General features: G+C 59.0%; 23 protein-coding genes and 1 pseudogene. 17 read left to right on the plus strand and 7 right to left on the minus strand.

Annotated elements, in window-relative coordinates:
- Positions 1–54: 54 nt before the first annotated feature.
- From EV561_RS32090 to EV561_RS32100, 3 genes are all read right to left on the minus strand, one after another.
- Positions 55–2,286, minus strand: a complete 2,232-nt coding sequence (locus EV561_RS32090) for a TonB-dependent siderophore receptor (RefSeq protein WP_132527956.1) — start codon at positions 2,284–2,286, stop codon at positions 55–57.
- Between the two features lie 176 nt (positions 2,287–2,462).
- Positions 2,463–3,347, minus strand: coding sequence for an AraC family transcriptional regulator (locus EV561_RS32095; RefSeq protein WP_132527957.1), 885 nt, complete (start codon positions 3,345–3,347; stop codon positions 2,463–2,465).
- Positions 3,348–3,482: 135 nt separating this feature from the next.
- On the minus strand, positions 3,483–4,760 hold the full coding sequence (locus EV561_RS32100) for a nucleotide sugar dehydrogenase (protein ID WP_132527958.1): 1,278 nt from the start codon (positions 4,758–4,760) through the stop codon (positions 3,483–3,485).
- A gap of 257 nt (positions 4,761–5,017) precedes the next feature.
- Here EV561_RS32100 and EV561_RS32105 point away from each other — a divergent pair, with 257 nt between their 5' ends.
- Entirely contained in the window at positions 5,018–5,482 is a 465-nt protein-coding gene (locus EV561_RS32105; protein WP_132527959.1) for a cupin domain-containing protein, read from the plus strand.
- A gap of 15 nt (positions 5,483–5,497) precedes the next feature.
- Here EV561_RS32105 and EV561_RS32110 read toward each other — a convergent pair whose 3' ends face one another.
- Entirely contained in the window at positions 5,498–6,529 is a 1,032-nt protein-coding gene (locus EV561_RS32110; protein WP_132527960.1) for a LacI family DNA-binding transcriptional regulator, read from the minus strand.
- A 133-nt stretch (positions 6,530–6,662) separates the two neighbouring features.
- Here EV561_RS32110 and EV561_RS32115 point away from each other — a divergent pair, with 133 nt between their 5' ends.
- From EV561_RS32115 to EV561_RS32150, 8 genes and pseudogenes are all read left to right on the plus strand, one after another.
- Complete coding sequence (locus EV561_RS32115) at positions 6,663–7,697, plus strand: Gfo/Idh/MocA family oxidoreductase (RefSeq protein ID WP_132527961.1); 1,035 nt, start codon at positions 6,663–6,665, stop codon at positions 7,695–7,697.
- Between the two features lie 12 nt (positions 7,698–7,709).
- Positions 7,710–8,612 carry a sugar phosphate isomerase/epimerase gene (locus EV561_RS32120; RefSeq protein WP_132527962.1) on the plus strand — a complete coding sequence of 301 codons (903 nt, stop codon included), beginning with the start codon at positions 7,710–7,712 and terminating at the stop codon, positions 8,610–8,612.
- A gap of 94 nt (positions 8,613–8,706) precedes the next feature.
- The gene (locus EV561_RS32125) at positions 8,707–9,969 is read left to right on the plus strand and encodes an extracellular solute-binding protein (RefSeq protein ID WP_132527963.1); all 1,263 of its coding nucleotides are present in this window, start codon (positions 8,707–8,709) and stop codon (positions 9,967–9,969) included.
- A gap of 67 nt (positions 9,970–10,036) precedes the next feature.
- On the plus strand, positions 10,037–10,945 hold the full coding sequence (locus EV561_RS32130; RefSeq protein WP_132527964.1) for a sugar ABC transporter permease: 909 nt from the start codon (positions 10,037–10,039) through the stop codon (positions 10,943–10,945).
- Between the two features lie 3 nt (positions 10,946–10,948).
- Positions 10,949–11,836, plus strand: a complete 888-nt coding sequence (locus EV561_RS32135) for a carbohydrate ABC transporter permease (RefSeq protein ID WP_132527965.1) — start codon at positions 10,949–10,951, stop codon at positions 11,834–11,836.
- A gap of 61 nt (positions 11,837–11,897) precedes the next feature.
- Complete coding sequence (locus tag EV561_RS32140; RefSeq protein WP_132527966.1) at positions 11,898–12,992, plus strand: ABC transporter ATP-binding protein; 1,095 nt, start codon at positions 11,898–11,900, stop codon at positions 12,990–12,992.
- A gap of 74 nt (positions 12,993–13,066) precedes the next feature.
- Positions 13,067–13,319, plus strand: a pseudogene (locus EV561_RS32145) (type II toxin-antitoxin system ParD family antitoxin).
- Positions 13,316–13,606, plus strand: a complete 291-nt coding sequence (locus tag EV561_RS32150) for a type II toxin-antitoxin system RelE/ParE family toxin (RefSeq protein ID WP_132527967.1) — start codon at positions 13,316–13,318, stop codon at positions 13,604–13,606. The pseudogene EV561_RS32145 and the gene EV561_RS32150 overlap by 4 nt, the downstream one beginning before the upstream one ends.
- A 28-nt stretch (positions 13,607–13,634) precedes the next feature.
- Here the strand turns inward: EV561_RS32150 and EV561_RS32155 are convergent, their stop codons facing one another.
- A complete protein-coding gene (locus EV561_RS32155) occupies positions 13,635–14,405 on the minus strand; it encodes a TIM barrel protein (protein WP_132527968.1) in 771 nt (256 codons plus the stop codon).
- Positions 14,406–14,462: 57 nt separating this feature from the next.
- Positions 14,463–15,374 (minus strand): helix-turn-helix domain-containing protein, encoded by a 912-nt coding sequence (locus EV561_RS32160; RefSeq protein ID WP_132527969.1) that lies wholly within the window; start codon positions 15,372–15,374, stop codon positions 14,463–14,465.
- A gap of 86 nt (positions 15,375–15,460) precedes the next feature.
- On the opposite strand from EV561_RS32160, the gene EV561_RS32165 reads away from it, so the two are divergent.
- The 5 genes from EV561_RS32165 to EV561_RS32185 all read left to right on the plus strand — a co-directional run bounded on the left by EV561_RS32165 (position 15,461) and on the right by EV561_RS32185 (position 21,696).
- The gene (locus EV561_RS32165) at positions 15,461–16,735 is read left to right on the plus strand and encodes a sugar ABC transporter substrate-binding protein (RefSeq protein WP_132527970.1); all 1,275 of its coding nucleotides are present in this window, start codon (positions 15,461–15,463) and stop codon (positions 16,733–16,735) included.
- 107 nt (positions 16,736–16,842) lie between these two features.
- Entirely contained in the window at positions 16,843–17,703 is an 861-nt protein-coding gene (locus EV561_RS32170; protein ID WP_132527971.1) for a sugar ABC transporter permease, read from the plus strand.
- Positions 17,700–18,536 (plus strand): carbohydrate ABC transporter permease, encoded by an 837-nt coding sequence (locus EV561_RS32175; RefSeq protein WP_132527972.1) that lies wholly within the window; start codon positions 17,700–17,702, stop codon positions 18,534–18,536. The genes EV561_RS32170 and EV561_RS32175 overlap by 4 nt, the downstream gene beginning before the upstream one ends.
- Before the next feature lie 15 nt (positions 18,537–18,551).
- Positions 18,552–19,640 (plus strand): sn-glycerol-3-phosphate ABC transporter ATP-binding protein UgpC, encoded by a 1,089-nt coding sequence (gene ugpC, locus EV561_RS32180; RefSeq protein ID WP_132527973.1) that lies wholly within the window; start codon positions 18,552–18,554, stop codon positions 19,638–19,640.
- Positions 19,641–19,683: 43 nt separating this feature from the next.
- Positions 19,684–21,696 carry an aldo/keto reductase gene (locus tag EV561_RS32185; protein WP_132527974.1) on the plus strand — a complete coding sequence of 671 codons (2,013 nt, stop codon included), beginning with the start codon at positions 19,684–19,686 and terminating at the stop codon, positions 21,694–21,696.
- 80 nt (positions 21,697–21,776) lie between these two features.
- On the opposite strand, the gene EV561_RS32190 is transcribed toward EV561_RS32185, so the two are convergent.
- On the minus strand, positions 21,777–22,325 hold the full coding sequence (locus EV561_RS32190) for a glutathione peroxidase (RefSeq protein ID WP_132527975.1): 549 nt from the start codon (positions 22,323–22,325) through the stop codon (positions 21,777–21,779).
- A gap of 613 nt (positions 22,326–22,938) precedes the next feature.
- Here EV561_RS32190 and EV561_RS32195 point away from each other — a divergent pair.
- From EV561_RS32195 to EV561_RS32205, 3 genes are all read left to right on the plus strand, one after another.
- The gene (locus tag EV561_RS32195) at positions 22,939–24,144 is read left to right on the plus strand and encodes a polysaccharide biosynthesis/export family protein (RefSeq protein ID WP_132527976.1); all 1,206 of its coding nucleotides are present in this window, start codon (positions 22,939–22,941) and stop codon (positions 24,142–24,144) included.
- Between the two features lie 124 nt (positions 24,145–24,268).
- Entirely contained in the window at positions 24,269–25,036 is a 768-nt protein-coding gene (locus EV561_RS37420) for a hypothetical protein (RefSeq protein ID WP_165927996.1), read from the plus strand.
- A gap of 46 nt (positions 25,037–25,082) precedes the next feature.
- Positions 25,083–25,765 (plus strand): Wzz/FepE/Etk N-terminal domain-containing protein (locus tag EV561_RS32205; RefSeq protein WP_245513130.1); only part of this gene is annotated, 683 nt, incomplete at its 3' end.

Here is a 25,765-nt window from a genome sequence, read left to right on the forward strand (position 1 = left end):
GCCTCTCCCATCCTTTGTCACAGTCGAAATTGAAAGTATACCTTTTTTCTCAACTTACCATTTCGTGCTGAGCTTGAAGGTGATCATGCGCGCCTCGCCGTAGGCGCAATCGTTGGCGGTCTGGCAACCCGAGACATATTCCTTGTCGAAAATGTTCGAGACGTTGAGCGAAGCGCCCCAGCCCTTCTTCTCGTATTTGATGCCGGCATCGAAGAGAGTGGCGGAAGGAACGCGCAGCGTATTGGCCTGGTCCGCCCAGGACTTGCCCTGGTAGCGAACACCGCCGCCGACGCTCAGGCCTTCAAGCGGACCGTCGTTGACCGCATATTGCAGCCATAGCGAAGCGGTCGAGTTGGGCACGAGGTAGGGCGAGTTGCCGACGATGGACGAGTCCTGGTCCTCGGTCACCGTCAGATCCGTATAGGAATAGGAGCTGAGCATCTTCCAGTTGTCGTCGAGATTGACCTTGCCTTCCAACTCGACACCGCGCGAACGTACCTCTCCGAGCTGGCGTTGCAGGAAGGTGGCAGGGTCGGTCAGGGCGACGTTCTTGCGGTCGATCTGGAAGATCGAGGCGGTGAAGAGGCCGTCGATGAAGGTCGGCTCATACTTGATGCCGGCTTCATATTGCTGGCCCTTTTCAGGCACGAGCGGTGCGCCGCTTTCGGAGTTACCGACGAGCGGCAGGAAGAAGGTGCTGACGCTGACATAGGGCGTAACGCCGTTGCCGAAGTCGTAAGCAAGGCCCGCACGCCCGCTGGCGGCATGGTCGTTGTAGTCGTAACCGGAGACGCCGCTAAGCTTGGAATCCATGTCGGTGTTGACAAAGTCGTAGCGGCCGTTGAGGGTCACCAGCCATCCGTCGCCGAAGCGCATCTGATCCTGAGCGTAGATGCCGAGCTGCTGCTGGGTAATGACCTGGTTGAGATAGGGAACGTTTGGCGGCTGCGGCAGGCCGTAGACCGGATGCGTCGCGCTGATCGGGGTATCGGCAGCAGGCCATTGCGGAACGGCCTGGATTTCATCCAGCCGGTAGAGCGAATAGTCGGCCCCGACCATGAAGTTGTGGCTGACCGGGCCTGTATCGAAATCCGTCTGCAGGCGGTTGTCGGTCGACAGCGTATCGACTACCGAACGCTCGTAGAAGCCGATGCGGTTCATCAGGAAGTCGGGGTCGCTATAGGACGGGTCGAGAGGATCGCCGTTGGTATATCCGTTCAGATATGGCCCGTGCTCGCTCTTGTTCAGGTGGCCGTATCGCGTATCCGACGTAAAGGTCCAGCCATTGTCGAAATCGTGGCTAAAGGAATAGCCGTAGAGCTGCTGGTTGTATCTGAGCTTGTCGTCATCGGGCTCGCCATAGAAGGCCTTGCGGTCGATCTTGCCGAACGGCGCGGCGACAACGGTGCCGACATAGGGGAAGAAGCCGTTGCCGCTGTGGATTTCGTCGAGACCGCTGACATAGCTATAGACGGTCAGCTTGGTGGAATCGTCCGGCGAGATCGTCAGCTGCGGCATGATGAAGCCGCGCAAATCGTGCGTGTAGTCGCTGTAAGTGTCACCTCCGGCGATCTTGCCGGTCAGGCGATAGCTATAGACGCCGTCGGCGCTGAGCTTGCCGGAAAAGTCGAAGCCGGCAAAGGCGTTGCCGATATTGTTGATGCCGATCTCGGTATAGTAGGAGGGCTCGTCCGTCGGCTGCTTGCGGACCATGTTGATCAGGCCGCCGGGGTTGGAACCGCCATAGGTGACGGAGGAGGGTCCCTTCAGAGCCTCGACGCGCTCGAGCGCGAAAGGGTCTATCTGGAAGCCACCGAAGGCGTAGCTGTGAAGCGTCAAGCCGTCGAGAAAGACGCCGTTCTGCGTTGCGTCGAAGCCGCGAATGTAGAACCAGTCGGTGTCGCCGTCGTCGCCGAAGGGCTGCGTGAAGACGCCCGGCGTATAGCGCAGGGTTTCGTCGACCTTGTTGGTGATGCCGCGGTCTTCCATTTCGTCACGGCCGATGATGGAGACGGATTGCGGCAGGTCTTTCACGGCGATGTCCGCCTTCGATCCCGCCGTGGTCTTCTTGGCGACGTAGCCCCTGACCGGCGCCGTGCCGTCCTTTTCGACGGTGGCATCGGTTGTCTGGCCTGCCTTTCCGCCCTGGCTGCCCTGAACAATCAGCGGCTTCAATTGCGTCGGTTGCTCCTGCGCCATGACAGGTGCCGCGAAGATCAATGCGGCGATGGCCACGCCCGCTTCCAGAGCGATCCGTATCGATGCTCTACCGTTCCGATTCTGCATTTCCAAAGTCACCCCAACGCTCGTCGCCACGCTTCTCAGAGGAGCGCAGCGATCAGTAATTCAATAAGGTGAGCGTTTAACTCATATTTAAGATTAGGGCTTGTCTCGATCGGGGCGTTTTGAATGTTTTTGGGCAATTGTCGGTGACCTCGGCAATTGCTCCAAAACTGTTGCACTCATGCCACCTGGCTCTTTTTCCAGCTGGCCGGGGTGATCCCGACATTTTTGCGAAAGACCCGCGTAAAATGCGCCTGATCGGCAAATCCGGTTTCCGCCGCTATGACCGTCAACGGCGTGTTGTCGTTCAGAAGCAATTGCTTGGCCCGTTCCAGCCGCGCCCGCATCTGCCATTGATGCGGTGGCAAGCCGGTGGAGGCCTTGAAGGCATGGCTGAAATGCGATTGCGAGAGCCCGGTCAGCGACGCCAGTTCCTCGAGGCGAATGCTGCGCATGCAGTTTTCCTCGATGAAATCGGTGGCGCGCCGCAATTGCCAGGAAGCAAGCTTGCTGCGCTTGCGTGGCGCCGATTGCAGCAGGCCAAGAATATCGATGAGCAGCGACAGGCAGAGACCGTCGCCATAGAGGTCATGCAGCGGCTGCGGGTTTTCGCACTCGGTTGCGATCAGTTCGGCAAGCGCAAAGAAACGGGGATCGGAAAACAGCAGCTTCGGGCTGTTCAGGCGGGCCGGATCAATATCGTCCATCAGCCGCCGACGGATGGTTTCGACATCGAAGTGAATGTCGAGATGGCGGACGAAATCGATGTCGACAAGATCCGCCCAGACTTCCGTTCCCGCCGGAATATACGAAATCCTCTGCCGTTCGCGGTCCTGGATCATGCCCTTGGAGCGCGGCGACAGTTTCACGCTGCTGCGTCCTGCGCCGCGGGAATCGAGCAGGATGAACAGGCGCGGATCGTTGGCGACATAGTAGCCGCCGGCATAGGAGGCGCAATTGACGTTCCAGACATCCGCAACGATGCCGTTCCACTCTCTGCGGTGAAGCCCTCCGATAACGGAAAACCCCTCGATCTTGTTTTGCATCCTCGGCTGAAAAGTCATGTCGTCTTCGTCCCGCCGCATCGATCGCGGCTTAAACCTTCTTCAGAAAATCAAGTTTTATTATAAGACGATGAACGACGTGGCAATAGCGCTCTACCCTGGAGTGACCGGGGCGACTTACGGCGGCTTTGCGCGCTAAAGGCGCGCATCGCTGTCCTCGACCGGAAGAATTGCCTTCAGATCGTAGATGACGCCGTCAGGGACGAGGAAGGACCGGATGTTCTCTTCGCCCATCTCGGAGATCACGTCGTGGCGAACTGCAAGTGCCACGGCTTCAAATTCACCCGCCGGCAACTCGTTCTCGATCCTGATGCCATACTCGGCTTCGACTTCGTGGGGGTCTGCGAACGGATCGTACACGACGACTTCATTCGCCATATGCGCAAGCTCGCGCACCAGGTCGGCGACCTTGGTGTTGCGGATGTCAGGGCAGTTCTCCTTGAAGGTGAAGCCCATGACAAGGATGCGGGACTTCCCGACTTCCAGCTTGCGCGAGAGCATGAGCTTGATGATGTCGAAGGCCACCCATTGTGCCATGTGGTCGTTAATGCGACGTCCGGCGAGGATCATCTCCGGGTGAAAGCCGATCGTCTGGGCCTTGTGCGTCAGGTAGTAGGGATCGACGCCAATGCAGTGTCCCCCGACAAGGCCCGGCGAATAGCGATGGAAATTCCATTTCGTGCCTGCGGCGGCGAGCACTTCACGGCTCTCGATGCCCATCTCTTTGAAGAGCTGCGCAAGCTCGTTGACGAGGGCGATATTGACGTCCCGCTGGATATTTTCGATGACTTTCGCAGCCTCGGCAACGCGAATGGAGCTCGCCCTATGCGTTCCGGCGGATATGACCGTGGCATAGACGGCATCTATCAGCTCGGCTGCCTCAGGCGTCGAGCCTGAAGTCACCTTCATGATATTTGGGAGCCTGTGGTTGGCGTCGCCGGGATTGATCCGCTCCGGAGAATAGCCGGCAAAGAAATCCCGGTTGAAGACCAAACCCGAGGCGCCTTCGATGATGGGGACGCAGACCTCTTCCGTCGCCCCGGGATAAACGGTCGATTCGTAAACGACGATGTCGCCGCGGCCGATGACCTTTCCAACCGTCGCCGACGCCTTGTGCAGCGCCGTCAGATCGGGCTGCAAGGCATTGTTGATCGGGGTTGGAACCGTCACGATGTAGAAATTGCAGGATCTGAGGTCTTCGATATCGGCGGAGAAGGTCAGCTTTTCAGCCGCGGCAAATTCCTCGCCGGTCACTTCCCGGGTCCGGTCGTCGCCGCTCTTCAATTCGAGGATTCGCTGGGTGTTGATGTCGAAACCCACGACAGGGAAATAGCGCGCCACGTAGACGGCCAGCGGCAGACCCACATAGCCGAGGCCGATAACGCCGATTCTCACATCCCTTAAATCAATCATGTCAGCTCATCCAACTGTTGAACCCTGTCGCGCGAGGCAGGGGAATTTGGGTATTTTCCAGTCCGCTTGAGAGGTTCGGCGGGCGGGAGACTTCGAATGCTCAGGGCTTGTACATATGCCACTTGATGGAGGATGGGCAATCGACCCGGATGCACAGCTCCTATCTGTCTTGTCGCGACCTTCCCTGTGTTGATATGTTCATAAGGAACCCGCGCCGCGCAAAACGGGCGTTGAGTAGCGATCATCGGGAGATTTCAATGGCTTTCAGCCCCTGGCATTCAAAGCAGGAGGATGCCTTGCACATTCCTGCGATCGGCCTCGATCTTCGCGTCAGACTTCCGCCAGATGCATCCGATGCGGCGCTGACCGTCATCGAGACGACAAATGCTCCCGGCTTTGGGCCGCCTCTGCATCGTCATGCCGAGACGGAAGTGTTTCGCGTGCTCACCGGACGCTATCTGTTCGAAGTCGATGGGCGTCGCTTTTATGCTGACGCAGGCGATGTGGTCACGGCCCCTAGCGGCGCTGCGCATGCCTTCGTCAATGTGACGGACGCTCCGGCGCAGCAGTTCATTCTGATCCTGCCCGGATTGGATGCGACGGCATTCTTCACGCAGCTCGGCGATGTGATGCGCGACGGCGTCCCGGACAGGGCGTTGTTGAATGATTTCGGTAAACGCTGGGCCGTCGAATTCCTCGGGCCGCCGCTGCGCGCCGAATAAGGCCGCTATCGCCGTTCAAAGGCGGAAGGCATCGCTTTCACCGGGCACGAGTTCCAGCGGCCAGATCTTGCTGCGGGCGCCATCGGGATAGAAATGGCTGTAGGCCGGCATCGCGGCGAGCAGGGTTTCGGCAAGATCGACGCCAAGATCGCGCAACGACATGCGAAAGCAGGTCAGCGCCGGCTGGAGAAACTTTGCGCGGGGTTCTTCGCGAAAGCCGATGACGGCGAGATCGCGACCGGGAATGACGCCGGCTTCCATCAGCCTGCGATAAAGGCCGATTGCCATAAGCTCATAGATGAGAATGACGGCGGTGGGTCGCTCTTTCAGCAACAGAAGCTCGTGACCTGCCTGGTATCCGCCTTGTTCGCTCGATTTGACCCGGATCACGAGGGAGGGGTCAAAGGGAATGCCGTGGCGTTTAAGCGCGCTGCGGTAGCCATCCAGGAAGATGAAGCCAAGGTTGATGTCATTTGACGGAGCCGAAATCGCGATCCGTCGATGGCCTTGAGCGACGAGCCGATCGACGGCGCAATTCGCGACGCCATCAAAGTCGAGGTCGATCCAGGGATAGTTGCTGCCGGAAAGACTCCGCCCGAGCGTGACGAAGGGAATTTTCGTCTTCGACAAGAGATCGATACGTTTGTCGGTGCGCTGTGTGGCCGAGATAATCATCGCGTCGACGACCCGACGGGCGACCATGCGTTTCAGATATTCGTGCGGATCCTCGTCGCTGGGGCAGGGGAGCATGATGAGGTCGAGCTGATGGCGGGCAAGCACGCTCTGCAATCCGCCGGTCAGGCCGAGAAAGAAGTTGTCGCTGTTTTCTACCGTTTCCTTCGAGGATTCGATCATCAGGCCGATGACGTTTGTCGTGCCCTGCCGCAGGCTGCGGCCGGACTGGTTGGCGACGTAGCCCAATTCTTCGGCCGCCGCCAGGACTCGTCTGCGCGTCTCCTCGTTGACATCAGGCTTGCCGTTCAGCGCCCGCGACACGGTGCCGATCGATATGTCGAGATGCTCCGCAAGCTGGCGAATGCCCTTCATCGGCGCCCGTTTTCCTCCGCTTTCCAATTTCCCTACTTCTCCTCATTGACACAGGAAATTCTTTCCGCATAGTATCGTAAACGTTTACGGGGTGCATGTCACGAGGAGTTGGCATCATCCTCAGGAGGAAATCGTGAAATTTAGTGCCATTCTGTGCGGGTGCGGAGCTATGTCCAAAGGTTGGTTGCGAGCCATCGCGTCCAACCCTGATCTCGCAGGTTCAATCGCTATTGTCGGCCTGGTCGACCTGAACCGGGCGACGGCGGAAACCCTCGCCAAGGAGTTCGGTCTCGAGGGCGCCGTGATCGGCTCCGACCTTGCCCAGGTCATTGCCGCGACCAAGGCTGATCTCGTTTTCGATATCGTCGTTCCCGCGGCCCGCTACACTGTCGTCTCCACGGCGCTGAAGGCCGGCTGCCATGTGCTCAGCGAAAAGCCGATGGCGACCTCGCTTGCCGAGGGCGCTGCCCTTATCGATCTTGCCGCGGAAGCCGGCAAGGTTCACGCCATCATCCAGAATCGCCGTTTCATTTCAGGCATTCGCCGCCTGCGCCGCTTCGTCGAAAGTGGTGTTATCGGCGAGCTGACCGGCATTCATTGCGACTTCTTCCTTGGTCCGCATTTTGGCGGTTTCCGCGAGGAAATGGACAATGTCCTGCTGCTCGACATGGCGATCCACACCTTTGATGCGGCCCGTTTCGTCGCCAACAAGGCGCCGCTTGCCGTCTATTGCGTCGAAAAGAACCCTGTCGGTTCCTGGTACAAGCATGGTGCCTCCGCCGACGCGATCTTCGAATTCGCCGACGATGTCGTCTTCACCTATCGCGGCTCCTGGTGTGCGGAAGGCAAGCGCACGAGCTGGGAGAGCCAGTGGCGCATCACCGGATCCAAGGGCATGTTGACCTGGGACGGCGAGGAAACCTTCGAGGCAGCCGTTGCCGGCAACGAGCCCGGCCTGCTGCCCGGTTTCACGCCGATTGAGGTTCCAGGCCCCGAGCATGACCAGGAAACCCATGGTCATGCCAGCGTCATTGTCTCCTTTATCGACGCGATCCGGACCGGCAAGCGGCCGGAGACGGAGAGCCGCGACAATATTCGCAGCCTCGCCATGGTGCTCGGCGCTATCGAAAGCGCCAAGACCCGCAAGCGCATAGAGATTTCAGCATAGGGACTAGACGATATGACAAACCCCGCAAAAGCCATCCGTATCGGCACCATGGTCAAGGCGAGCAGCGAAGATGCCGCCGCGCGCATCTCCAAGATCGCAGACCTCGGCTTCGAAAGCTTCGAGCCCTTCTTCTGGCAGACGACCAACGGCCAGAACCTTGCCGAACTCGGCAAGCGTTGCGTCGATGCCATCGGCAATCGCGACATCACCATTTCGACGCTCGGCATGTTCGGCAATCCGCTTGAAGAAACCGCAATGGACCTGCAGACGCTGCAGGGCTGGAAGGACTGCATCGACAACGCCCATCATTTCGGCGCGACCTGCGTTGCCGGCTTCACCGGCCGCGTGCGCAACAAGCCGCTGACCGACAGCCTGCCGCGCTACAAGCAGATCTGGAGCGAGCTTGCCAAGCGCGCTGCCGACAAGGGCATCAGGATCGCCTTCGAAAACTGCGCCATGGACGGCAACTGGGCGACCGGCGATTGGAACATCGCCCACAATCCCGATGCCTGGGAACTGATGTTCAACGAGACGCCTGACGACAATCTCGGCCTCGAATGGGAACCCTGCCACCAGATGGTCTACCTGATCGATCCGCTGCCGCAGATCCGCAAATGGACATCGAAGATTTTTCACGTCCACGGCAAGGACGCGACGATCCGTTGGGACGTCATCAAGGAGCACGGCATCTTCGGCAAGGAAAAGTTCGTTCTTATGCGCACGCCGGGCTTCGGCGACACCAACTGGACGGATGTCATTTCCGAACTTCGCATGGCCGGCTGGTCCGGTTCGATCGATATCGAAGGCTGGCATGATCCGGTTTATCGCGATGCGCTTGAGATGACCGGCCAAGTCCACGCACTCAACCATTTGAAGCATGCCCGGGGCGGGGATTTTGTTGCCGACCCGGATTGAGTGACCTATCGTGCCGCGTTCGGGCGAGGAGGCTCGGCGCGGCGCGCGAACATTAAAGCTTTTTGCGGCGCGGCCGCCTTTTTGGGAGGAAAGTATGAAAGCGATATCAAGACTCGCGTTGGTCGTCGGCGTTTCGATGCTAATGTCCACCGTCGCCCATGCCCAACAGAAAACCTTCAAGATCTGGTGGTTTGAGGAGCCGACGACGGCCCAGGGCATTGTCTGGAAAGAGGCGCTCGACGAGTTCAAAACAAAACATCCGGATGTCACTGTCAGCTTCGAGCAGAAGACCTTTCAGCAGTTGCAGGCGTCCGGCGGCATGATCCTCAATTCCGACCAGGCGCCCGACGTTCTCGAATACAACAAGGGCAATGCGACGGCTGGCTTGGTTGCAAGCCAGGGATTGCTGACCAGTCTGGACGACTATGTGAAGAAGGAAGGCTGGGACAAGATCCTGAATAAAGGCAATCTTGTCCTCAGCCACTATGACGAAAAGGGTATCTATGGCTCCGGCCCCGTCTGGGGCATCCCTGTCTACGGCGAATATGTGTCGTGCTTTTACAACATCGACATGTTCGAAAAAGCGGGCCTTAAGCCGCCGACGACGCTCGAAGAGTGGGTCGCGGCCATGGAAGCCTTCAAGCAGAAAGGTCTCACGCCTCTGGCGCTTGGCGCCATCGACACCAGTGGCCAGCATTTGCTTGCCTCTCTCGCCTATACCAAGGCCGATGACGCGTGGATCCAGAATTATCAGGGTTTGAAGGCTCCGCTCGACGGCGCGCCCTATCTCTATGCAGCTCAGACACTCGTGGACTGGGTGAGCAAGGGCTACATCAGCAAGGACTCGACGGGCATGAAGGACCCGGACGCGGCTCTGCTCTTCACCTCCGGCAAGGCGCCGATGTATGTCTCGGGCACATGGAATCTCGGCACTTTCGCCTCGACCATCAAGGACTTCAAATGGGGTCAGTTCGTCATTCCAACGCCGAAATATTCGGTCGGTTCGACGGGCAATCTCTGGGTCGTTCCCAAGGCGAGCAAGAATCCTGATCTTGCAGCCGAATGGATCAGCCTGACCCTGTCGCCGAAGTACCAGGCCGCACTCGCCAATGCCGGCGGTGTTCCTATCGCCGCTGATCCTTCCGCGATCACCAATCCCATCGGCAAGAACGCCGCTGCGGTTTTCAAGCAAATCTCTGACAAGAGCGGCCTTGGTTTCTACCCTGACTGGCCTGTCCCCGGCTACTATGACGTGCTCAATCAGAAAGACACCGGCCTCTTCCAGGGTAGTGTGACCGCGGAGCAGTTCGTCGAACAGATCAAGAAGGCCTACGACGACGCGCAGGAAAATCAGTAGCGCCATCTCAAGCCGCTGGGCTGCGCGTCTACGCGCAGCCCCCATGGAAGGCTGAAGGAAGAATGATATGGCATTATCCAGTCAGCGATCGGGCGACAGTTCACTAAGCTATAGTCTTTATCTGATCCCAGGAGTGATCGGCTTTGTTCTGATCGTGCTCATACCGCAGCTTGCCAATCTGGGGCTGAGCTTCACGGCATGGAAGGGCGTTGGAACCCCGCGACCGGTCGGCTTGCAGAACTATCAGCGCCTGTTGACGGACGATCAATTTTGGGGATCGATGTATCACACGCTGCTGTTCATCGTCTCGATGACGGTCATACCCGTTTGCATCGGCCTGGTGCTTGCCGCTCTGCTATTCGACTATGTCAGGGACGAGTTCGGGGAATGGGTCTCGAGCTTTTTCAGGGCTGGTTTTTATCTGCCGCAGATTCTGCCCGTGACGGTCGCGGGTGTGCTCTGGGGGTGGATTCTCAATCCCGTCGGCGTCGTCAATATCACCCTGAAGGCCATCGGCCTCGGTAATCTCGCCCAGAACTGGATCGGCGATGCGACTTACGCGCTTGCTTCAGTCTCGCTCGTCATTGTCTGGATACAGGTCGGCTATTGTCTGGTGGTGTTCATGGCCGGTCTTTCGCGCATCGATCCTTCTCTCTACGAGGCTGCCGAGCTTGACGGTGCAAGCTGGTGGAGCCGGCTGTTGACGATCACCATTCCGCTGCTGGCGCCTGAGATTTTTGTCGTTGTGCTGACCACGCTGATCGCAGCGCTCAAGGTCTTTGCGCCAATCTTTGTCATCACCGCCGGCGGGCCTGACAACGCCACGCTCGTGCCTTCCTACCTGACCTACTATCACTTCTTCACCACACAGCGCGTCGGCTATGCGGCAGCGATTGCGGTCGTGCAGACGACCCTGACAATCGTTCTGGCGATGATTTTTCTGCGCTTCCAGAGCCAGCGCGAGCCGAAGGAGTAGAATATGGCCGATTCAGTTCTCAGCGACGGTACGACCAAGGTCCGGGCGACGGCGGCAGCTCATCGCATTCGCCGCGATCCCATGCGATGGGTGGTGTTGGCCATCCTTATCCTGCTCCTTGCCTTCACGCTTTTTCCGTTTTTTCTTGCGCTGATCAATGCCGTCAAGGCGAGCGCCGAATATGCCGTCGGCGGACCGCTTTCCATTCCCCGGTCGATCGATCTCACGGCGGTTGAAAAATTCTGGACGGCATCTGATTTCAGCCGCAAGCTCATCAACAGCGTGATGATCAGCCTTGGTGTTTCGGTGCTGGGGGTATTGATCAGCCTGTTCAATGCCTATGCGATTGGAATCGGCAAGGTGCCGGGCTCGCGCTTGATTCTGGTGGTTTTCCTCCTCGGTATCATGGTCCCGCAGGAATCGATCATCTACCCGCTTTACTACATGGCGAAAGCGACCGGCCTCTACGACACGCAGCTTTCCGTCATCATTATTTTCGCGGTCCTGCAAAGCGCTTTCGGGACTTACCTGCTCTCGACCGTGCTGAGCACATTCCCCAAGGAAATCCTCGAAGCCGCCGAGATGGATGGCTCGACCCACTGGAAGACGCTGTGGTTCGTCGTCGTCCCGGTCCTGCGGCCAACGCTTATGGTCTTGGGAACGTTCTTCTTCATCTGGACCTGGAACGAATTCCTGATTCCGCTTGTCATGCTGGTCTCCAACAACAATCAGACGGTCTCGGTCGCCATGGGCCTCACCCGCGGTCAGAACATGTCCGACCCGGTACTGCAGGCCTCGGCGGCTTTCCTGGGCATCATACCGACTGTGATCTTCTTCCTGATCTTCCAGCGCACGCTGGCGCGCGGCATTGCCGCCGGAGCAGTCAAGTGACGATATTTTTCACCCATGGCCACTTCATCGGTCCCGGTCTGGGACCAGCAAGGTTTTCGGCATGAACCAGGATATCCAGATCGAACTCTCCGGAATCGAGAAGCATTACGGTGCCTACCACGCCCTCAAGAACATCAACCTTTCGATTGCCAAGGGTACATTCGTGGCGCTGGTCGGTCCGTCCGGATGCGGCAAGTCCACTCTGCTGCGCTCTCTTGCAGGGCTGGAAAAAATTACCGGCGGGACGCTGAAGATTGCCGGCGACGTGATGAACGACGTCCCTCCACGCATGCGCGATATTGCCATGGTGTTCCAGTCCTATGCGCTCTACCCGCATATGACAGTCGAGCAGAACCTCACTTACTCGCTGCGGATGCGCAAGATCCCGAAGCCCGAGGCGAAGCGCAAGGCTGAGGAGGTTGCCAGGATCGCCGGCTTGACGGGTCTGCTGGATCGCTATCCTCGGCAACTCTCTGGCGGCCAGCGTCAGCGCGTCGCCATGGGGCGCGCCATTATTCGAAACCCCAAGGCCTTCCTGTTCGACGAGCCGCTGTCCAATCTCGACGCCGCGCTGCGCGTTTCGATGCGCAAGGAAATCCGGGCGCTGCATGAACGGTTGCATGCGACGTCGGTCTATGTGACGCACGACCAGATCGAGGCGATGACGATGGCCGACCATGTCGTCGTCATGCGCGACGGCGTCATCGAACAGCAGGGCGCACCGCTCGAGCTCTACGATCGGCCGGCCAACAAGTTCGTGGCAGGCTTCATCGGCTCACCGGCCATGAACTTCGTGCCTTCAGTCGTGGCGGAGGGTGGGGCGAGCCTGCTTCTCGATTTCGGCAAAGAGCGCAAGGTGCTGCCGCTCGCCCGGACGCTGCAGCCCGGCCAGAAAGTGCTTGCCGGCATGCGTCCTGAACACATGGCGATCGTGGCGCCGGGGCAGGGGACATTCGACGTCCGCGTCGCCTTCGTCGAATCGACGGGGTCCTCGACCTTCATCACAGCGGACACCCAGCCTGAACTGACGATCGTCGAAACCGGACGCGGCAATATCCACGCCGGTGATTTGATCGGACTGGCGATCGATCCCGCAAAGATCCATGTCTTCGATGCGACGACCGAAGGTCGGGTCCAGGAGCGGGCGATCGGCTAGCGGAAGTCTGTCTGTCGGGCTTCATCCCTTGGAACAAATACCAAAGTTTGGTACGGCCGTGGAAGAGGTGTGCCATGAATAAGAACACGTCCGTCAGCCTTGGCGATCATTTTACCAGCTTTGTAGCCGGCCATGTGGAAAAGGGGCGCTACAGCTCTGCCACAGATGTCGTTCGCGCGGGTCTACGCCTGCTGGAAGAGCGCGAAGCCAAGCTGGCGACGTTACCGCGCCGCCCTGATCGAAGGGGAGAACAGCGGCCCTTCGTCGCCGTTTGATTTTGAGGCCTTTATCGCGCGCAAGCGCGACGAGGGCGTGCCTAAGCCGTGACGAGCTACATCGTTTCCCCTCGCGCACAGCGTGACCTGGAGGGGTTTTGGGATTACACGGCCGAACGCTGGAATCTGGCGCAGGCGGAAATCTATCTTCGTGGCATCTGGTCGGCGATCCAGATCATCGCCGCCGATCCGAGGATAGGCCGGTCAGCCGATGAGGTCCGTCCGGGTTACCGTCGTTATCAGGTCGGCTCCCACGTCATTTTCTACAAAATGACGGAGGGCGTCTTTGACGTAGTGCGCGTCCTGCATAGCCATGTGGATTTTGACAGCCATCTTTGACTGTCACATCCAGTCCCGCCGTGCATCTTTAGCCCTGTAGTGAGGCGATCACATCGAGGATCGGCCTCGAGCCGGATTTCGTCGGCCGGTATTCGAGGCCGATCCGGCCGTCATAGCCGTGGGCGAAAAGCCAGTTCAGTCGATCGGCGAGATCGATGTCGCCGGTTCCTGGCTCGTTTCGGCCGGGATGATCGGCGATGTGGACATGGGCGATACGATCGACGCGGCCGGCAACAACCTCCTCGGTGCGCTCGTCCATGACGGCAGAATGGTAGATATCGTAGACGATGCCGATTTCCGGACGGCCGACCTCATCGACGATGTCGAGCCCTTCTTCCGTCGACGACAGGAAATAGCCGATATGATCGATCTTCGTGTTGAGAGGCTCGACTCCGAGGCGGATGCCGGAGCCTTCAAGAATATCGGCTGCGTCGCGCAAGGCGGTAACCAGCGCCTCTCTCTGCTCCTCGCGCGATAGGCCGGGTTGATCGTCCCCCGCCTGGGCAATAAGGACCTTCGCGTCAAGGCGTTGAGCGGCCGAGATCGACTGCCGCAACCCCTCCAGCCATGGCTCGCGATTGGCCGGGTTGGTCAGCGCGATCATGGGCTCCGCCACGATACCGGTAACGGCAATGCCGCCTTCGGCGACTGCTGCCTCAACCGCATCGAGATCCTTGTTGGTCCAGCGCCAGAATTCGACGGCGTCGAGCCCCATCTCCCGTGCTTTGCGGATACGGTCGGCAAATGCATCGTTATCCTCTGCAAACAGCCATTCGATGCAGGCGGAAAAACGTCGCATGGGGCAACTCCTGTCAAAAGATGTGCCCTGGGGCGCGCGCAAGGATGAAAGGTGAAATCAGGACAATATCGTCGGCATGGTCGTGACGATACGGATATCACGGCGGAAATCCGAAGGCGACATGCCGGCGATGTGACGGAAGGATTTGTTGAAGGCGCTGATCGAGCCGAAGCCGCTGTCCATCGCAACCTGCAGCACGTTTACGTCATCACCCATGAGAAGTGCCTGGGCATGGGATAGCCTGAGCAGGTTGACATATTTGTTGAGCGTCATTCCGGTCGATTTCTTGAAGAGGTTCATTGCGTATTTCGGATGCAGATCCGCTGCCCGCGCGATATCGATCGAATCGATGTCCTGGAGAAAATTGGCCGCGATGAAATCGCAGATCCGCGCGATGCTGCGGGAAGCATGAGGTTGCGGCTGATCCCTGAGCCTGCTGTTGCTCATGTCCGGCAGCATCGTATAGGGCTCGAAGGCGATCCGTTCCAGGCGAAGCAGCAATTCGTCGACCGCATGTTTCCCCTTGGCAGGATCGTTTGAGCGGACATAGCGAAACCAGCGCGCAAAGTTTTCGTTGTCCGCGGCATCGGTGGCTGAGGTCAGCAGCGTCTCGCCTCTCATCAGCCGGCTGGAAATGCTGTCGGGCAGGCGCAGGCGGAAAAAATAGACGAGCGGCAGATGGGCGCCGGCATAGAGCGAATCGTCGGACGATTCGTCCATCTGATGCGGCTGGCCACCCCAGAAAAGGCACATGTCGCCCGCGTTGAGACGCAGTTCGTGGCCATTCATCTGGTAATGCACCGTGCCCTCGATGAGATAATTGACCTCGACCTGCGCATGCCAGTGGGGCATGACCATGACCGGCGGGTGGGCGTGAAACATTTGCAGCGCCGTTGGAAGGCCTTCGATGCTGCTTGCTCCCGGTTGATAGATAGCTCTCTGCGAGACCTTACTTTCCGCCAACTCGATGTTCCCTTTTTAGGAGACAGCCGCTCCCTTGCAGATAGTCTACGCGGGTTCGCTAAGGGACGGCAATTGAAAAGGGAGGATTTTCAATGCGCTTCAAACTTCTTGGTGCGACGACGCTCGTCGCACTGTGTGTCTCAGGCTCCGCGTTCGCGCAGCAGGCAAATCTGACGATCTGGAGCTGGAATGTCGCTGCGTCGGCGCTGAAATCGACGCTGGAGGGCTTCAACAAGCAATATCCTGATATCAAGGTCGACGTGCAGGATCTCGGCAACCAGCAGGTCTTCGACAAGATGCTGGCCGCCTGTGCAGCCGGCGGCGACGGTCTGCCCGACATCGTCACGGTCGAGAATTTCGAGGCCGAGATTTTCTGGAACCGCTTCCCCGACTGCTTCACCAATCTGAAGGATCTCGGCTACAACGCGGATATCCAGAAGCAATTCCCGGACTTCAAGCGCACCGAGCTGGAGATAGGTGACGTTGCCTATGCGATGCCTTGGGATTCCGGTCCTGTTGCCGTTTTCTACCGCCGCGACTTTTATGAAAAGGCCGGCGTCGATCCGGCGACGATCAAGACCTGGGATGATTTCATCGCGGCCGGAAAGAAGATTTCCGCGGCCAACCCCGGCGTCGTCATGTCCCAGGCCGATTTTAACGGTGACAGCGAGTGGTTCCGCATGCTGTCGAACGAGCAGGGCTGCGGCTATTTCTCGACCGACGGCCAGAACATCACCATCAACCAGCCCGCATGCGTCGCCGCCCTTCAGAAGGTGAAGGAGATGAAGGATGCCGGCACGTTGACGGCAGCGAACTGGGAAGAAAAGATTCAGTCCAACACCGCAGGGAAGGTTGCGAGCCAGCTGTATGGCGGCTGGTACGAAGGTTCGGTCCGCTCGAATTCGCCTGATCTTGCCGGCAAATGGGGGGTCTACCTGATGCCCAGCATGACGGCAGACGGCGCACACGCGGCCAATCTCGGTGGTTCTTCGCTCGCCATCGCCAGCAACTCCAAGAACAAGGAAGCCGCCTGGAAATATCTGCAATATGCACTCGGCACTAATGAGGGGCAGGTCGCCATGCTCAAGTCCTTCGGTCTTGTGCCGTCGCTGCTCAGCGCCGTCAAGGATCCCTTCGTCGACCAGCCGCAGCCCTACTGGGGCAACCAGAAGGTCTGGGCCGATATTCTCTCGACGCTGCCGAACATCCATCCGAGCCGCGGCACGGCCTTCCAGACCGATGCCGATTCCATCCTGAAGACGGCACAGACGAAGTTCTTCGCCGGCGGCTATCCGGATGCCAAGGCCGCGCTGGACGATGCTGCCAAGCAGATCGCTTCCGCCACGGGTCTGCCGATCGCCCAGTGAATGAATGGACCGGGCGTTTGATGGCGCCCGGTTCCCCCTTGACGCTGGTGGGAGAGCAAGGGGGGGCCTTCGGGCCGTGCATTCATGGGAAATAGGAGGAGACGTTCATGCGGCTGCAGAACAGGAGCGCCTATACGTTCCTTGCGCCCTATCTTTTGATTTTCGCCACCTTCTGGGTCTGGCCGATCATCAATTCGTTTCTGATCTCGTTTCAGAACACGCGCATCAATCCATGGAAATACAGCTTCTCGGCAAATTGGGGCCGTCTCTTCGAAGATCCCGCCTTCTACAACGCGCTGCAGAACACGCTGATCATCCTTGTCATCCAGGTCCCGGTCATGATCGCGATCGCAACCGTCATGGCCGTTCTTCTGAACTCGCCGCTTCTGAAAGCGCGGGCGATTTTCCGCTTCGCATTCTTCGCGCCTGTTGTCGTTGGTGAAGTGGCCTATGCTGCCGTCTTCCGGCTGATGTTCAACATCGATTTCGGCATCATCAACAAGCTGCTCGGTGGCATCGGCGTCGGACCTGTCTCCTGGTTTGCCGAGACCCCTGCCGCCATGGCGCTGCTGATCATCGCGGTCACCTGGCGCTGGTCGGGCTATAACGCCATCATCATCCTGTCAGGCCTGCAATCCATTCCGGAAGACGTCTACGAGGCGGCAACACTCGATCGCGTCAGCAAGGTCAAGCAGTTCTTCTACATCACGCTGCCACTGCTGAAGCCGATCATCCTCTTCTGCGTGGTCCTCTCCGTCATCGGCACGATGCAGCTCTTCACCGAGCCCTTCCTGATCACCAATCGCGGCGGTCCCGGCGGCGGCACGGAAACGCTCGGCCTGTTGCTTTACCGCCAGGGCTTCTATTCGCTGAACTTCGGCTATGCCTCCGCTATCGCCTATACGATGACGGCGCTGGCGGTCGCGATCTCTCTTCTCAATCTCTGGCTGGGGCGCGAACCGAAATGAAATCAAAGTCCCGATCCACTCTGATGCGCTCGATCGCGCTGCATGCGGCGCTGACGCCGCTTGCCATCATCTGGCTGTTTCCGCTCTGGATGATGTTCGTCTTCTCGACCATGCCCGACAACGGCATTTTCAGCCCTGACATCGTGCTCATTCCATCGACGAATTTCTTCGCGAATGTGGCGAACCTGCAAGCCGATACCGATTTCGTCGGCGCGCTGACGATATCGATCGTCGTGGCGGTCATCTACACGGTGCTCTCGGTGTTGCTGACCTCGATGGCGGGCTGGGCCCTAGCGCGCTATCGCTTTTATGGCCAGTCCATCGTCCTTGCCATCATCCTTGGAACGATCACGCTTCCTTATTTCGTCGTGGTCATTCCGCAGTTCATCATGGTTGCGCGGCAGTTCCATCTCGCCAATACCTGGATCGCGCTCATTGTCCCACCGCTCTTCAATTCACTCGGCGTGCTCTTCATGCGCCAGGCCTTCTCGATGATGCCGGGTGAGCTTTTCGATGCCGCTCGCGTCGAAGGCGTCAAGGAATGGCAGATCTTCCTGCGCATTGCCCTGCCGCTTGCCCGACCGACCATGGCAGCACTCGCCATCATCCTCTTCCTGGTGTCCTGGAACAACTATCTCTGGCCGCTGCTGATCAACTCGAAGCCCGGGATGATGACGGCGCCGGTGGCGCTCGGAACACTGATCGGGCTCACCAAGGTTTCCTGGGGCGGGATCATGGCGGGTGCCGTCATGCTCACGGCCCCGATCCTCGTGGTCTTCGTCCTCCTGCAACGCCACTTCATCGCCGGCATCGCGGCCGGCGCAATCAAATAATTTGGAGAACGCCTGATGGCAGGACTGTCACTGAAGAATGTCGTCAAGCGCTATGGCGCATTCGAGATCATCCATGGCGCCAGCCTGGAGGTCGCGGACGGCGAATTCGTTGTCTTCGTCGGCCCTTCCGGCTGCGGGAAATCCACGCTTTTGCGCATGATTGCGGGGCTCGAAGATATCTCCGGCGGCGAGATTAAGATCGACGGCAAGACCGTCAACGATGTGGAGCCGGCCGATCGGGGTATCGCCATGGTGTTCCAATCCTATGCGCTCTATCCGCATCTGACTGTCGAGCAAAATCTGAGCTTCGGCCTGCGCATGAACGGCAATCCCAAGGCGGACACGAATCGCCGCGTACGCCACGTCTCGGATATCCTCCAGATCAAGGAACTGATGAACCGGCGGCCGAAACAGCTGTCGGGCGGCCAGCGCCAGCGTGTCGCGATCGGCCGCGCCATCGTGCGCGAGCCCAAGGTCTTCCTCTTCGATGAACCACTGTCCAATCTCGACGCCGAATTGCGCGTCCAGATGCGTGTCGAAATATCGAAACTGCACAAGACGCTCGGCACGACGATGATCTACGTGACGCACGATCAGACGGAGGCGATGACGCTTGCCGACAAGATCGTGGTGCTCAGAAGCGGCAATATCGAGCAGATCGGCGCGCCGCTCGATCTCTATGACAATCCGGCCAATCAGTTCGTTGCCGGTTTCGTCGGCTCGCCGAAGATGAACTTCATCGGTGCGGAGGTCGTCGAGGTCAACGCGAATGGCGTCTTGATCGCCCTGGCAAGCCAACGCGATGTCCGGCTGACGATACCCTTGCAGGGGGCCGCCCCCAAGATCGGGGACAAGGTCGTGCTCGGAGTCCGCCCGGAGCATTTTCTCGACGCTGGAAAGGGCGACGTCGACCTGATGGTTGCCGTCGACGTCGCCGAGCATCTCGGCAGCACCAGCTACATTTACGCCAACATCGCCGGAGGCGAGCAGATTGTCATCGAGCGGGAGGAATCCCGCAACGCGTCCAACCGGGACACGCTGACCGTCGCGCTCGCCGCCCGCCGCTCCTTCCTCTTCGACAGCGCGGGCAACCGCCTACGCTAACGCCTTCATTTCAGAACCGATAGAATCATGAAAGGAACCTCCCATGCGTTCAACCAATCCCATTCGCTGGGGCATCATCGGGCCGGGAACGATTGCCAAGACATTTGCTGATGGCATAGCGCATTCGCGCACCGGCAAGCTGGTTGCGATTGCAACGCGCAATCCGCAAAAGCCTGGCCTAGCCGAGGGTTTTCCAGGCGCCCGTATCGTCAATGGCTACGACGCCTTGCTCGCCGACAGCGAAGTGGAGGCGATCTACATCGCAACGCCCCATACGGGCCATGCGGAATGGGCGATCAAGGCGGCGCGAGCCGGCAAGCACATTCTGGTCGAAAAGCCGATCGCGCTTTCGGCCTACGACACAACTGCGATCTACCACGAAGCCAGGAAAGCCGGCGTCTTTGCCGGCGAGGCGTTCATGTATCGTGTCCACCCCCAGACCGCAAAGCTGATCGAGCTGGTTCGAAGCGGCATCATCGGGCAGGTGCGCATCATCCGCTCCTCCTTCGGCTTCAACATGGGAAACGTGCGGCCGGAACATCGGCTTTTCGCCAATGACACGGCCGGCGGCGGCATTCTTGATGTCGGCGGCTACCCGGTGTCGATGGCGCGGCTGATTGCCGGTGCGGTCGACGGCAAGCCATTCCTTGAGCCGGAAAAGGTTTCGGGCGTTGCGCATCTCGGCCAGACGGGCGTCGACGAATGGGCGTCCGCCGTCCTTAAATTTCCGAACGGCATCATTGCCGAGGTCTCCTGCTCGATCATGGCGAACCAGGACAACACGCTTCGCATCATCGGCTCGGAAGGACGCCTGGAGGTGAAGGACTTCTGGTTTGCTTCCGGCCACAAGGGCGGTACCGGCAAGATCGAGGTGATCAAGCCGAACAGCGAGCCGCAAACGATCGACGTCGAGGAAAAAGGCTGGCTCTATTCCTTCGAGGTCGATGCGGCAGGCGATGCGATAAGGGCCGGTCGGACGGAGTTCACGTCTCCCGGCATGAGCTGGGCGGATTCGATCGGCAACCTGCGTGTGCTCGATCAATGGCGCGCCTCCGTCGGCCTTGAATACGAGGTTGAGAAGGCGACTCGGCGGACGGTAAATCTTGCCGGCGCGAAGGTTTCGCTCGGAAAATCCGTTCCGATGCGCCAGATTCCGGGCGTTTCCAAGCCGGCGTCGATGGTGGCCCTCGGCTTCGAATTCTTCCCGAATTTCGCATCGGCATCGCTGACGCTGGATGCCTTCTACGAGGCCGGCGGCAATCTCTTCGACACTGCTTACGTCTATGGCGCCGGCAAGACGGAGAGCATCTTCGGCGATTGGCACACCAGCCGCGCGGTGCCGCGTGAAGAAATCGTGCTGATCGGCAAGGGCGTTCATTCGCCGCTCTGCTATCCCGATATGATCGCAAAGCAGCTTGATCAGTCGCTGAACCGCCTGAAGACGGACTATGTCGACATCTATTTCATGCATCGCGACAACACCGACGTCCCGGTTGGCGAATTCGTCGACGCCATGGATGCGGAGGTAAGGGCAGGGCGCATTCGCGGCCCCGTCGGCGGATCGAACTGGACGCGCGAGCGCATGGACGAGGCAATCGCCTATGCAGCGAAGAACGGAAAAACCGCGCCGGGAGCGCTGTCCAACAATTTCGCGCTTGCAGAAATGCTCGATCCGATCTGGGCCGGTTGCGTTGCCGCTTCTGACGATAGCTGGAAGGTCTGGCTCAATGCCAACCAGATGCCCAACTTCGCATGGTCGAGCCAGGGTCGAGGCTTCTTCACGGACCGCGCCGGTCGCGACAAACTCGATGACGAGGAGTTGGTGCGCGTCTGGTATTCGGATCGGAACTTTGCACGGCGGGAAAGGGCGATCGAGCTGGCCGAGAAACTTGGCCGAAGCCCCATTCACGTTGCGCTCGCCTATGTCGTCGCCCAGCCATTCCCCGTCATTCCGCTGATTGGCCCGCGCACGATCGCCGAACTGGAAGACAGCCTGTCGGCGCTGGATATCAAGCTGACACCGGAGCAGGTGAAGTGGCTGGAAGGCAGCGAATGAGCCGCAGATAAATATTCTGGCGACTGGTTTACCTGAGAGGAATGGGCGTTTGGCGATGCGGGCAAGGAGCCCGCATCGTATCAGATGGCCCGCGCCAGTTCCCTGTCGATGCCGGCAATCAGCCGCGGATCTTCAGCCGTCACGTCGGGGGCGAAGCGTGCTGCGACGCTGCCATCCCGGCCGATCAGGAATTTCTCGAAATTCCAAAGGATCTCGCTGGATGTGCCGGTATCGATACCGTGGTCTTTCAGCCGCTGCCGCATCGGGCCTTCCCCCGTGGCCGCGGGCATGGTCTGCGTCAATGCATGATAGAGCGGATGCTTGTCGCTGCCCTTGACCGAGATCTTCGAAAAGATCGGAAACTGCACGTCATAGGTGCTGGTGCAGAAATCGACGATTTCTTCGTCGGTGCCCGGTTCCTGGCCTTTGAAGTCATTGGCGGGAAAGGCAAGAATAACCAGACCCTGATCGCGCTTGTCTTCATAGAGCTTTTCCAGCCCTTCATATTGCACCGTCAGCCCGCATTTCGACGCCACGTTGACGACCAGCATGACGCGTCCACGGTATTCGCTGAGCGTCGTCTCCTGGCCGTCGGGCCGCCTTACGGGAATATTCAGAAGATTATCCATGGTCCAATAGACTCCATTCGATAGGCCTTGATAGCAGCTGAAGATGGCATGGGGCTCAGTGAGAACTCGTCATCGCCCCAGCTGCTCGCCGAGCGAGCTTAGGCGATCCAGCGCAGATTGCACCCTGAATCACGTGTCACGAATTCCGGCGAGTGACCTTTCGATCGCTGTCGTGACCAACCGACGCAATACATCGTCGTATCGTTTTTTCTGAGTTTGCTTGCTCTCTCGGGCGTTACTTCGGAATCAATTGCTCTCGACCGAGATGACTTCAGCAATAATGCCCTCTCCAGGAAGGGGAAGAATAAACTAATTTAAATATCCCTAATATAACAAAATACGTGCTCAAAAACGGTGCGTGGATCTGAAAAATGAGCATCGGGCCAAAAATGGTCTGTTAGAAACGATATTTTTTCGGCGATATTCATTGCCAACTCGACATACTTGTGACTTTTGCAATTTAATTCTTTTTCCCTTAGTGTTGCTGCGGCGCAACAGTTGAGGATTCTCTTGAGTTTGCTTTGGGAAAACCTTCTCGAATTCTTCAGGCAACTCTGATAATTGCTGCGTCGGAGGGACAAGTGCCCTTCGGGGATCATCGAGTGGGCGGTATATGAACAAAAACATTTTGAAGCCGATCGGCTGCATTGCCTTTGCTGCGATGTTGTTGTCGGGATGTACTTACCTGCCGCGCTCCGGCCCCGATGAAAAAGCCATCGACAACCATGCCGCCGTCAAGGTCACCACCAAGGACCGCAAGGCCGGCATCGACTATGTCCTGGTCGACCTCAGCCAGAATATGCTGAAATATTTCGACGAGAAGGCCGCGACCTCGCTGAAGCAGAGTTTTGGCGGCGGCAAGGGCGGCCCGCCGGACATTCCGCTCGGTTATGGCGACGTTGTCCAGGTCTCGATCTTCGAAGCCCAGTCGGGCGGCCTGTTCATTCCGTCTGATGCCGGCAGCCGTCCGGGCAACTTCATCACCCTGCCGAACCAGACGATCGACCGGACCGGCACGATCAGCGTGCCCTATGCCGGACGGATCCAGGCGGCAGGCCGCCTGAAGGAGGAGGTCGAGCGCGACATCGAGGACAAGCTGTCCAACCGCGCCATCGAGCCGCAGGTCGTCATCACCACGGTGACAAGCAATTCCAGCCAGGTGGCGGTTTTGGGCGACGTGACGACGCCGACCCGCGTCGAGCTCAATTCGTCCGGCGAGCGCGTGCTCGACGTCCTGTCGCAGGCCGGCGGCCTGAAGACGGCAGGCATCGAGACCAACATCACGCTGCAGCGCCGCGGCAAGACGGCGACCGTGCCTTACGAGACGCTGCTGAAGAACCCGTCGGAAAACATCTATGTCGCACCTGACGACACGGTCTTTGCCGACCATCAGCGCCGCACCTTCGTCGCCTTCGGCGCCAACGGCCAGAATGGCCGCTTCGACTTCGAGGATACCGACCTGTCGCTGGCCGAAGGCATCGCCAAGGCGGGCGGGTTGAGGGACGACCAGGCGAACCCGGCCCAGGTGCTGCTCTACCGCAATGTCGACCGCAAGATCCTGCAGGCGATGAACGTCAACACCTCCGCCTTCCAATCCGACAAGATCCCGGTCGTCTTCCGCGCCAACCTGCGCGACCCGTCCGGCTTCTTCGCCGCCCAGAAGTTCGCGCTCGCCGACAAGGACATCCTCTACAGCGGCAATTCCGGCTCCGTCGAACTCCTGAAGTTCCTCGATATCGCCAATGCCATTACATCAACCGCGGCCGGCACAACATCCGATACAGTCTCGACACGAGATTCAATCAGAGATCTCAATTGATGATTTGAATATCCTCGGAGGTTAATCATAACCGAAGAGGAATAGGACAGGCCGATTGAACTAAATAGTTTCGTCGTGTAGTTCTTTACTTAACATTAACTAATTCTTTGGATGGAGACCACCGATGGCAAAATTTGAGAAGGCGCGCAATGCCGGCCTCGGAGCTGCTTTGGCTGCCGCTATTGTATCTTTTGGCGCAACGGGTGCATTTGCCCAGGCCGCTTCTCCTGCGCCGACTGCTCCTGCCGCACCCGCCGCGGCCCCTGCACCGGCCGCGCCGACGACGACAGCTGCTGCACCGGCTGCCGGTGGCGCCTGCTTCCAGGCCCCGGCCGCGTTGAGCCCCGATGAAGTCGCCTCGTTCCTCGCCAATCCTCCCGCGTTGCTGGCAACCTATCCGACGGGTGGCCTGCCGCTTGCGACGCGTGCACGCGCCCTGGCCGGTTCGAGCAGCAACTCGATTGATGCCTTGATTGCGCTTGCCAATGCTGCAAACAAGGATCAGAAGGCTGCGATCGGTGCTGGACTTGCCCGCGCGGCCCGCGCCTGCGTGGCATCCAACCCGCAATATGCCGCTGAAATCCAGCAGAAGGTTGCAGCTTCCAATCTGGCCGACGTGGTGACCGCATTCCTGGCCGCCTCGAACGACGTTCAGACCGCTGCCCTCGGTGGGGCTGGTGCGGGCGGCGGAGCCGGCGGTGGAGCAGGCGGTATCGGCGGCGGCGGCGCGACGAACGGCGGTTCCGGTGCGGCAGCCGGAGACGCTGCAACGGGGACGGCTGCACCGGCCGGATTCAACGGCGGTGGTGGTGGATCGACCAACCGATCCTCAACCACCCAGAACTTTTCAACATTCGTGACGTCGCCGAGTGTCAGCCCGACGGGCACCTGATATCGAGTGATCGTAAGATCTGACCGCAAATAAATTGCGAGGGCATATGTTATCACCCGACAAGGTTTCGAGAACCGATGCGCAATGGGATGACGACGCCCCGTCAGAGTTTATTGATTTCGATAAGCTGATAGCTGTCGCAAGGCGCCAATGGCGCGTCGTTGCGGCTGCTGCGGTCGTCTTTTTTGCTCTCGGACTGATCTATGTTTTTACGGCGGTACCTCAATATACAGCCGTTACGAACCTACTCATCGATAAGGACAACAGCGATGTTGCCAACCAGGTCTCCACGCTGAGCGTAGGGGACTTCACGGACGACGAAGGATCGATTCTCAGCCAGGTGGAGCTGATAAAGTCCGATACGATCGCTCTTGCCGTCGTCGACAAGCTGAAGTTGCTCGACAATCCGGTCTTCACGGCCCCGTCTGCGTCACCGCTCAGCGTCTTGAGACGGCTTCTCGATTTCAAGTCCTGGTTCGCCGACAGCGACGCATCCGCAGAAAGCGATGCAGATAGGCGTGAGGACGCGGCGACGACGCTCGGCAGCAATATGCAGGTTGACAGAGTGGGCCGCACTTACGTTCTTTCCGTCAGCTATACATCGCCATCACCCGATCTTGCCGCCCAGATCGCGGGTGCGATCGCCGATGCCTATCTCGTCGACAAGCTTAATTCCAAATATGATGCGACGCGTCGCGCAAGCGACTGGCTCCAGGCCCGCATTGAGGA

The sequence above is a fragment of the Rhizobium sp. BK376 genome, from assembly GCF_004341625.1.
Classification (GTDB): domain Bacteria; phylum Pseudomonadota; class Alphaproteobacteria; order Rhizobiales; family Rhizobiaceae; genus Rhizobium.

Coding starts and splice junctions, on each gene's coding strand:
- EV561_RS32190 (WP_132527975.1), bottom strand. CDS start 22,325: ATGGATAATCTTCTGAATATTCCCGTAAGGCGGCCCGACGGCCAGGAG.
- EV561_RS32155 (WP_132527968.1), bottom strand. CDS start 14,405: ATGCGACGTTTTTCCGCCTGCATCGAATGGCTGTTTGCAGAGGATAAC.
- EV561_RS32135 (WP_132527965.1), top strand. CDS start 10,949: ATGGCCGATTCAGTTCTCAGCGACGGTACGACCAAGGTCCGGGCGACG.
- EV561_RS32110 (WP_132527960.1), bottom strand. CDS start 6,529: ATGAAGGGCATTCGCCAGCTTGCGGAGCATCTCGACATATCGATCGGC.
- EV561_RS32100 (WP_132527958.1), bottom strand. CDS start 4,760: ATGATTGATTTAAGGGATGTGAGAATCGGCGTTATCGGCCTCGGCTAT.
- ugpC (WP_132527973.1), top strand. CDS start 18,552: ATGGCAGGACTGTCACTGAAGAATGTCGTCAAGCGCTATGGCGCATTC.
- EV561_RS32165 (WP_132527970.1), top strand. CDS start 15,461: ATGCGCTTCAAACTTCTTGGTGCGACGACGCTCGTCGCACTGTGTGTC.
- EV561_RS32120 (WP_132527962.1), top strand. CDS start 7,710: ATGACAAACCCCGCAAAAGCCATCCGTATCGGCACCATGGTCAAGGCG.
- EV561_RS32170 (WP_132527971.1), top strand. CDS start 16,843: ATGCGGCTGCAGAACAGGAGCGCCTATACGTTCCTTGCGCCCTATCTT.
- EV561_RS32125 (WP_132527963.1), top strand. CDS start 8,707: ATGAAAGCGATATCAAGACTCGCGTTGGTCGTCGGCGTTTCGATGCTA.
- EV561_RS32105 (WP_132527959.1), top strand. CDS start 5,018: ATGGCTTTCAGCCCCTGGCATTCAAAGCAGGAGGATGCCTTGCACATT.
- EV561_RS32195 (WP_132527976.1), top strand. CDS start 22,939: ATGAACAAAAACATTTTGAAGCCGATCGGCTGCATTGCCTTTGCTGCG.
- EV561_RS32175 (WP_132527972.1), top strand. CDS start 17,700: ATGAAATCAAAGTCCCGATCCACTCTGATGCGCTCGATCGCGCTGCAT.
- EV561_RS32185 (WP_132527974.1), top strand. CDS start 19,684: ATGCGTTCAACCAATCCCATTCGCTGGGGCATCATCGGGCCGGGAACG.
- EV561_RS32130 (WP_132527964.1), top strand. CDS start 10,037: ATGGCATTATCCAGTCAGCGATCGGGCGACAGTTCACTAAGCTATAGT.
- EV561_RS32095 (WP_132527957.1), bottom strand. CDS start 3,347: ATGACTTTTCAGCCGAGGATGCAAAACAAGATCGAGGGGTTTTCCGTT.
- EV561_RS32090 (WP_132527956.1), bottom strand. CDS start 2,286: ATGCAGAATCGGAACGGTAGAGCATCGATACGGATCGCTCTGGAAGCG.
- EV561_RS37420 (WP_165927996.1), top strand. CDS start 24,269: ATGGCAAAATTTGAGAAGGCGCGCAATGCCGGCCTCGGAGCTGCTTTG.
- EV561_RS32140 (WP_132527966.1), top strand. CDS start 11,898: ATGAACCAGGATATCCAGATCGAACTCTCCGGAATCGAGAAGCATTAC.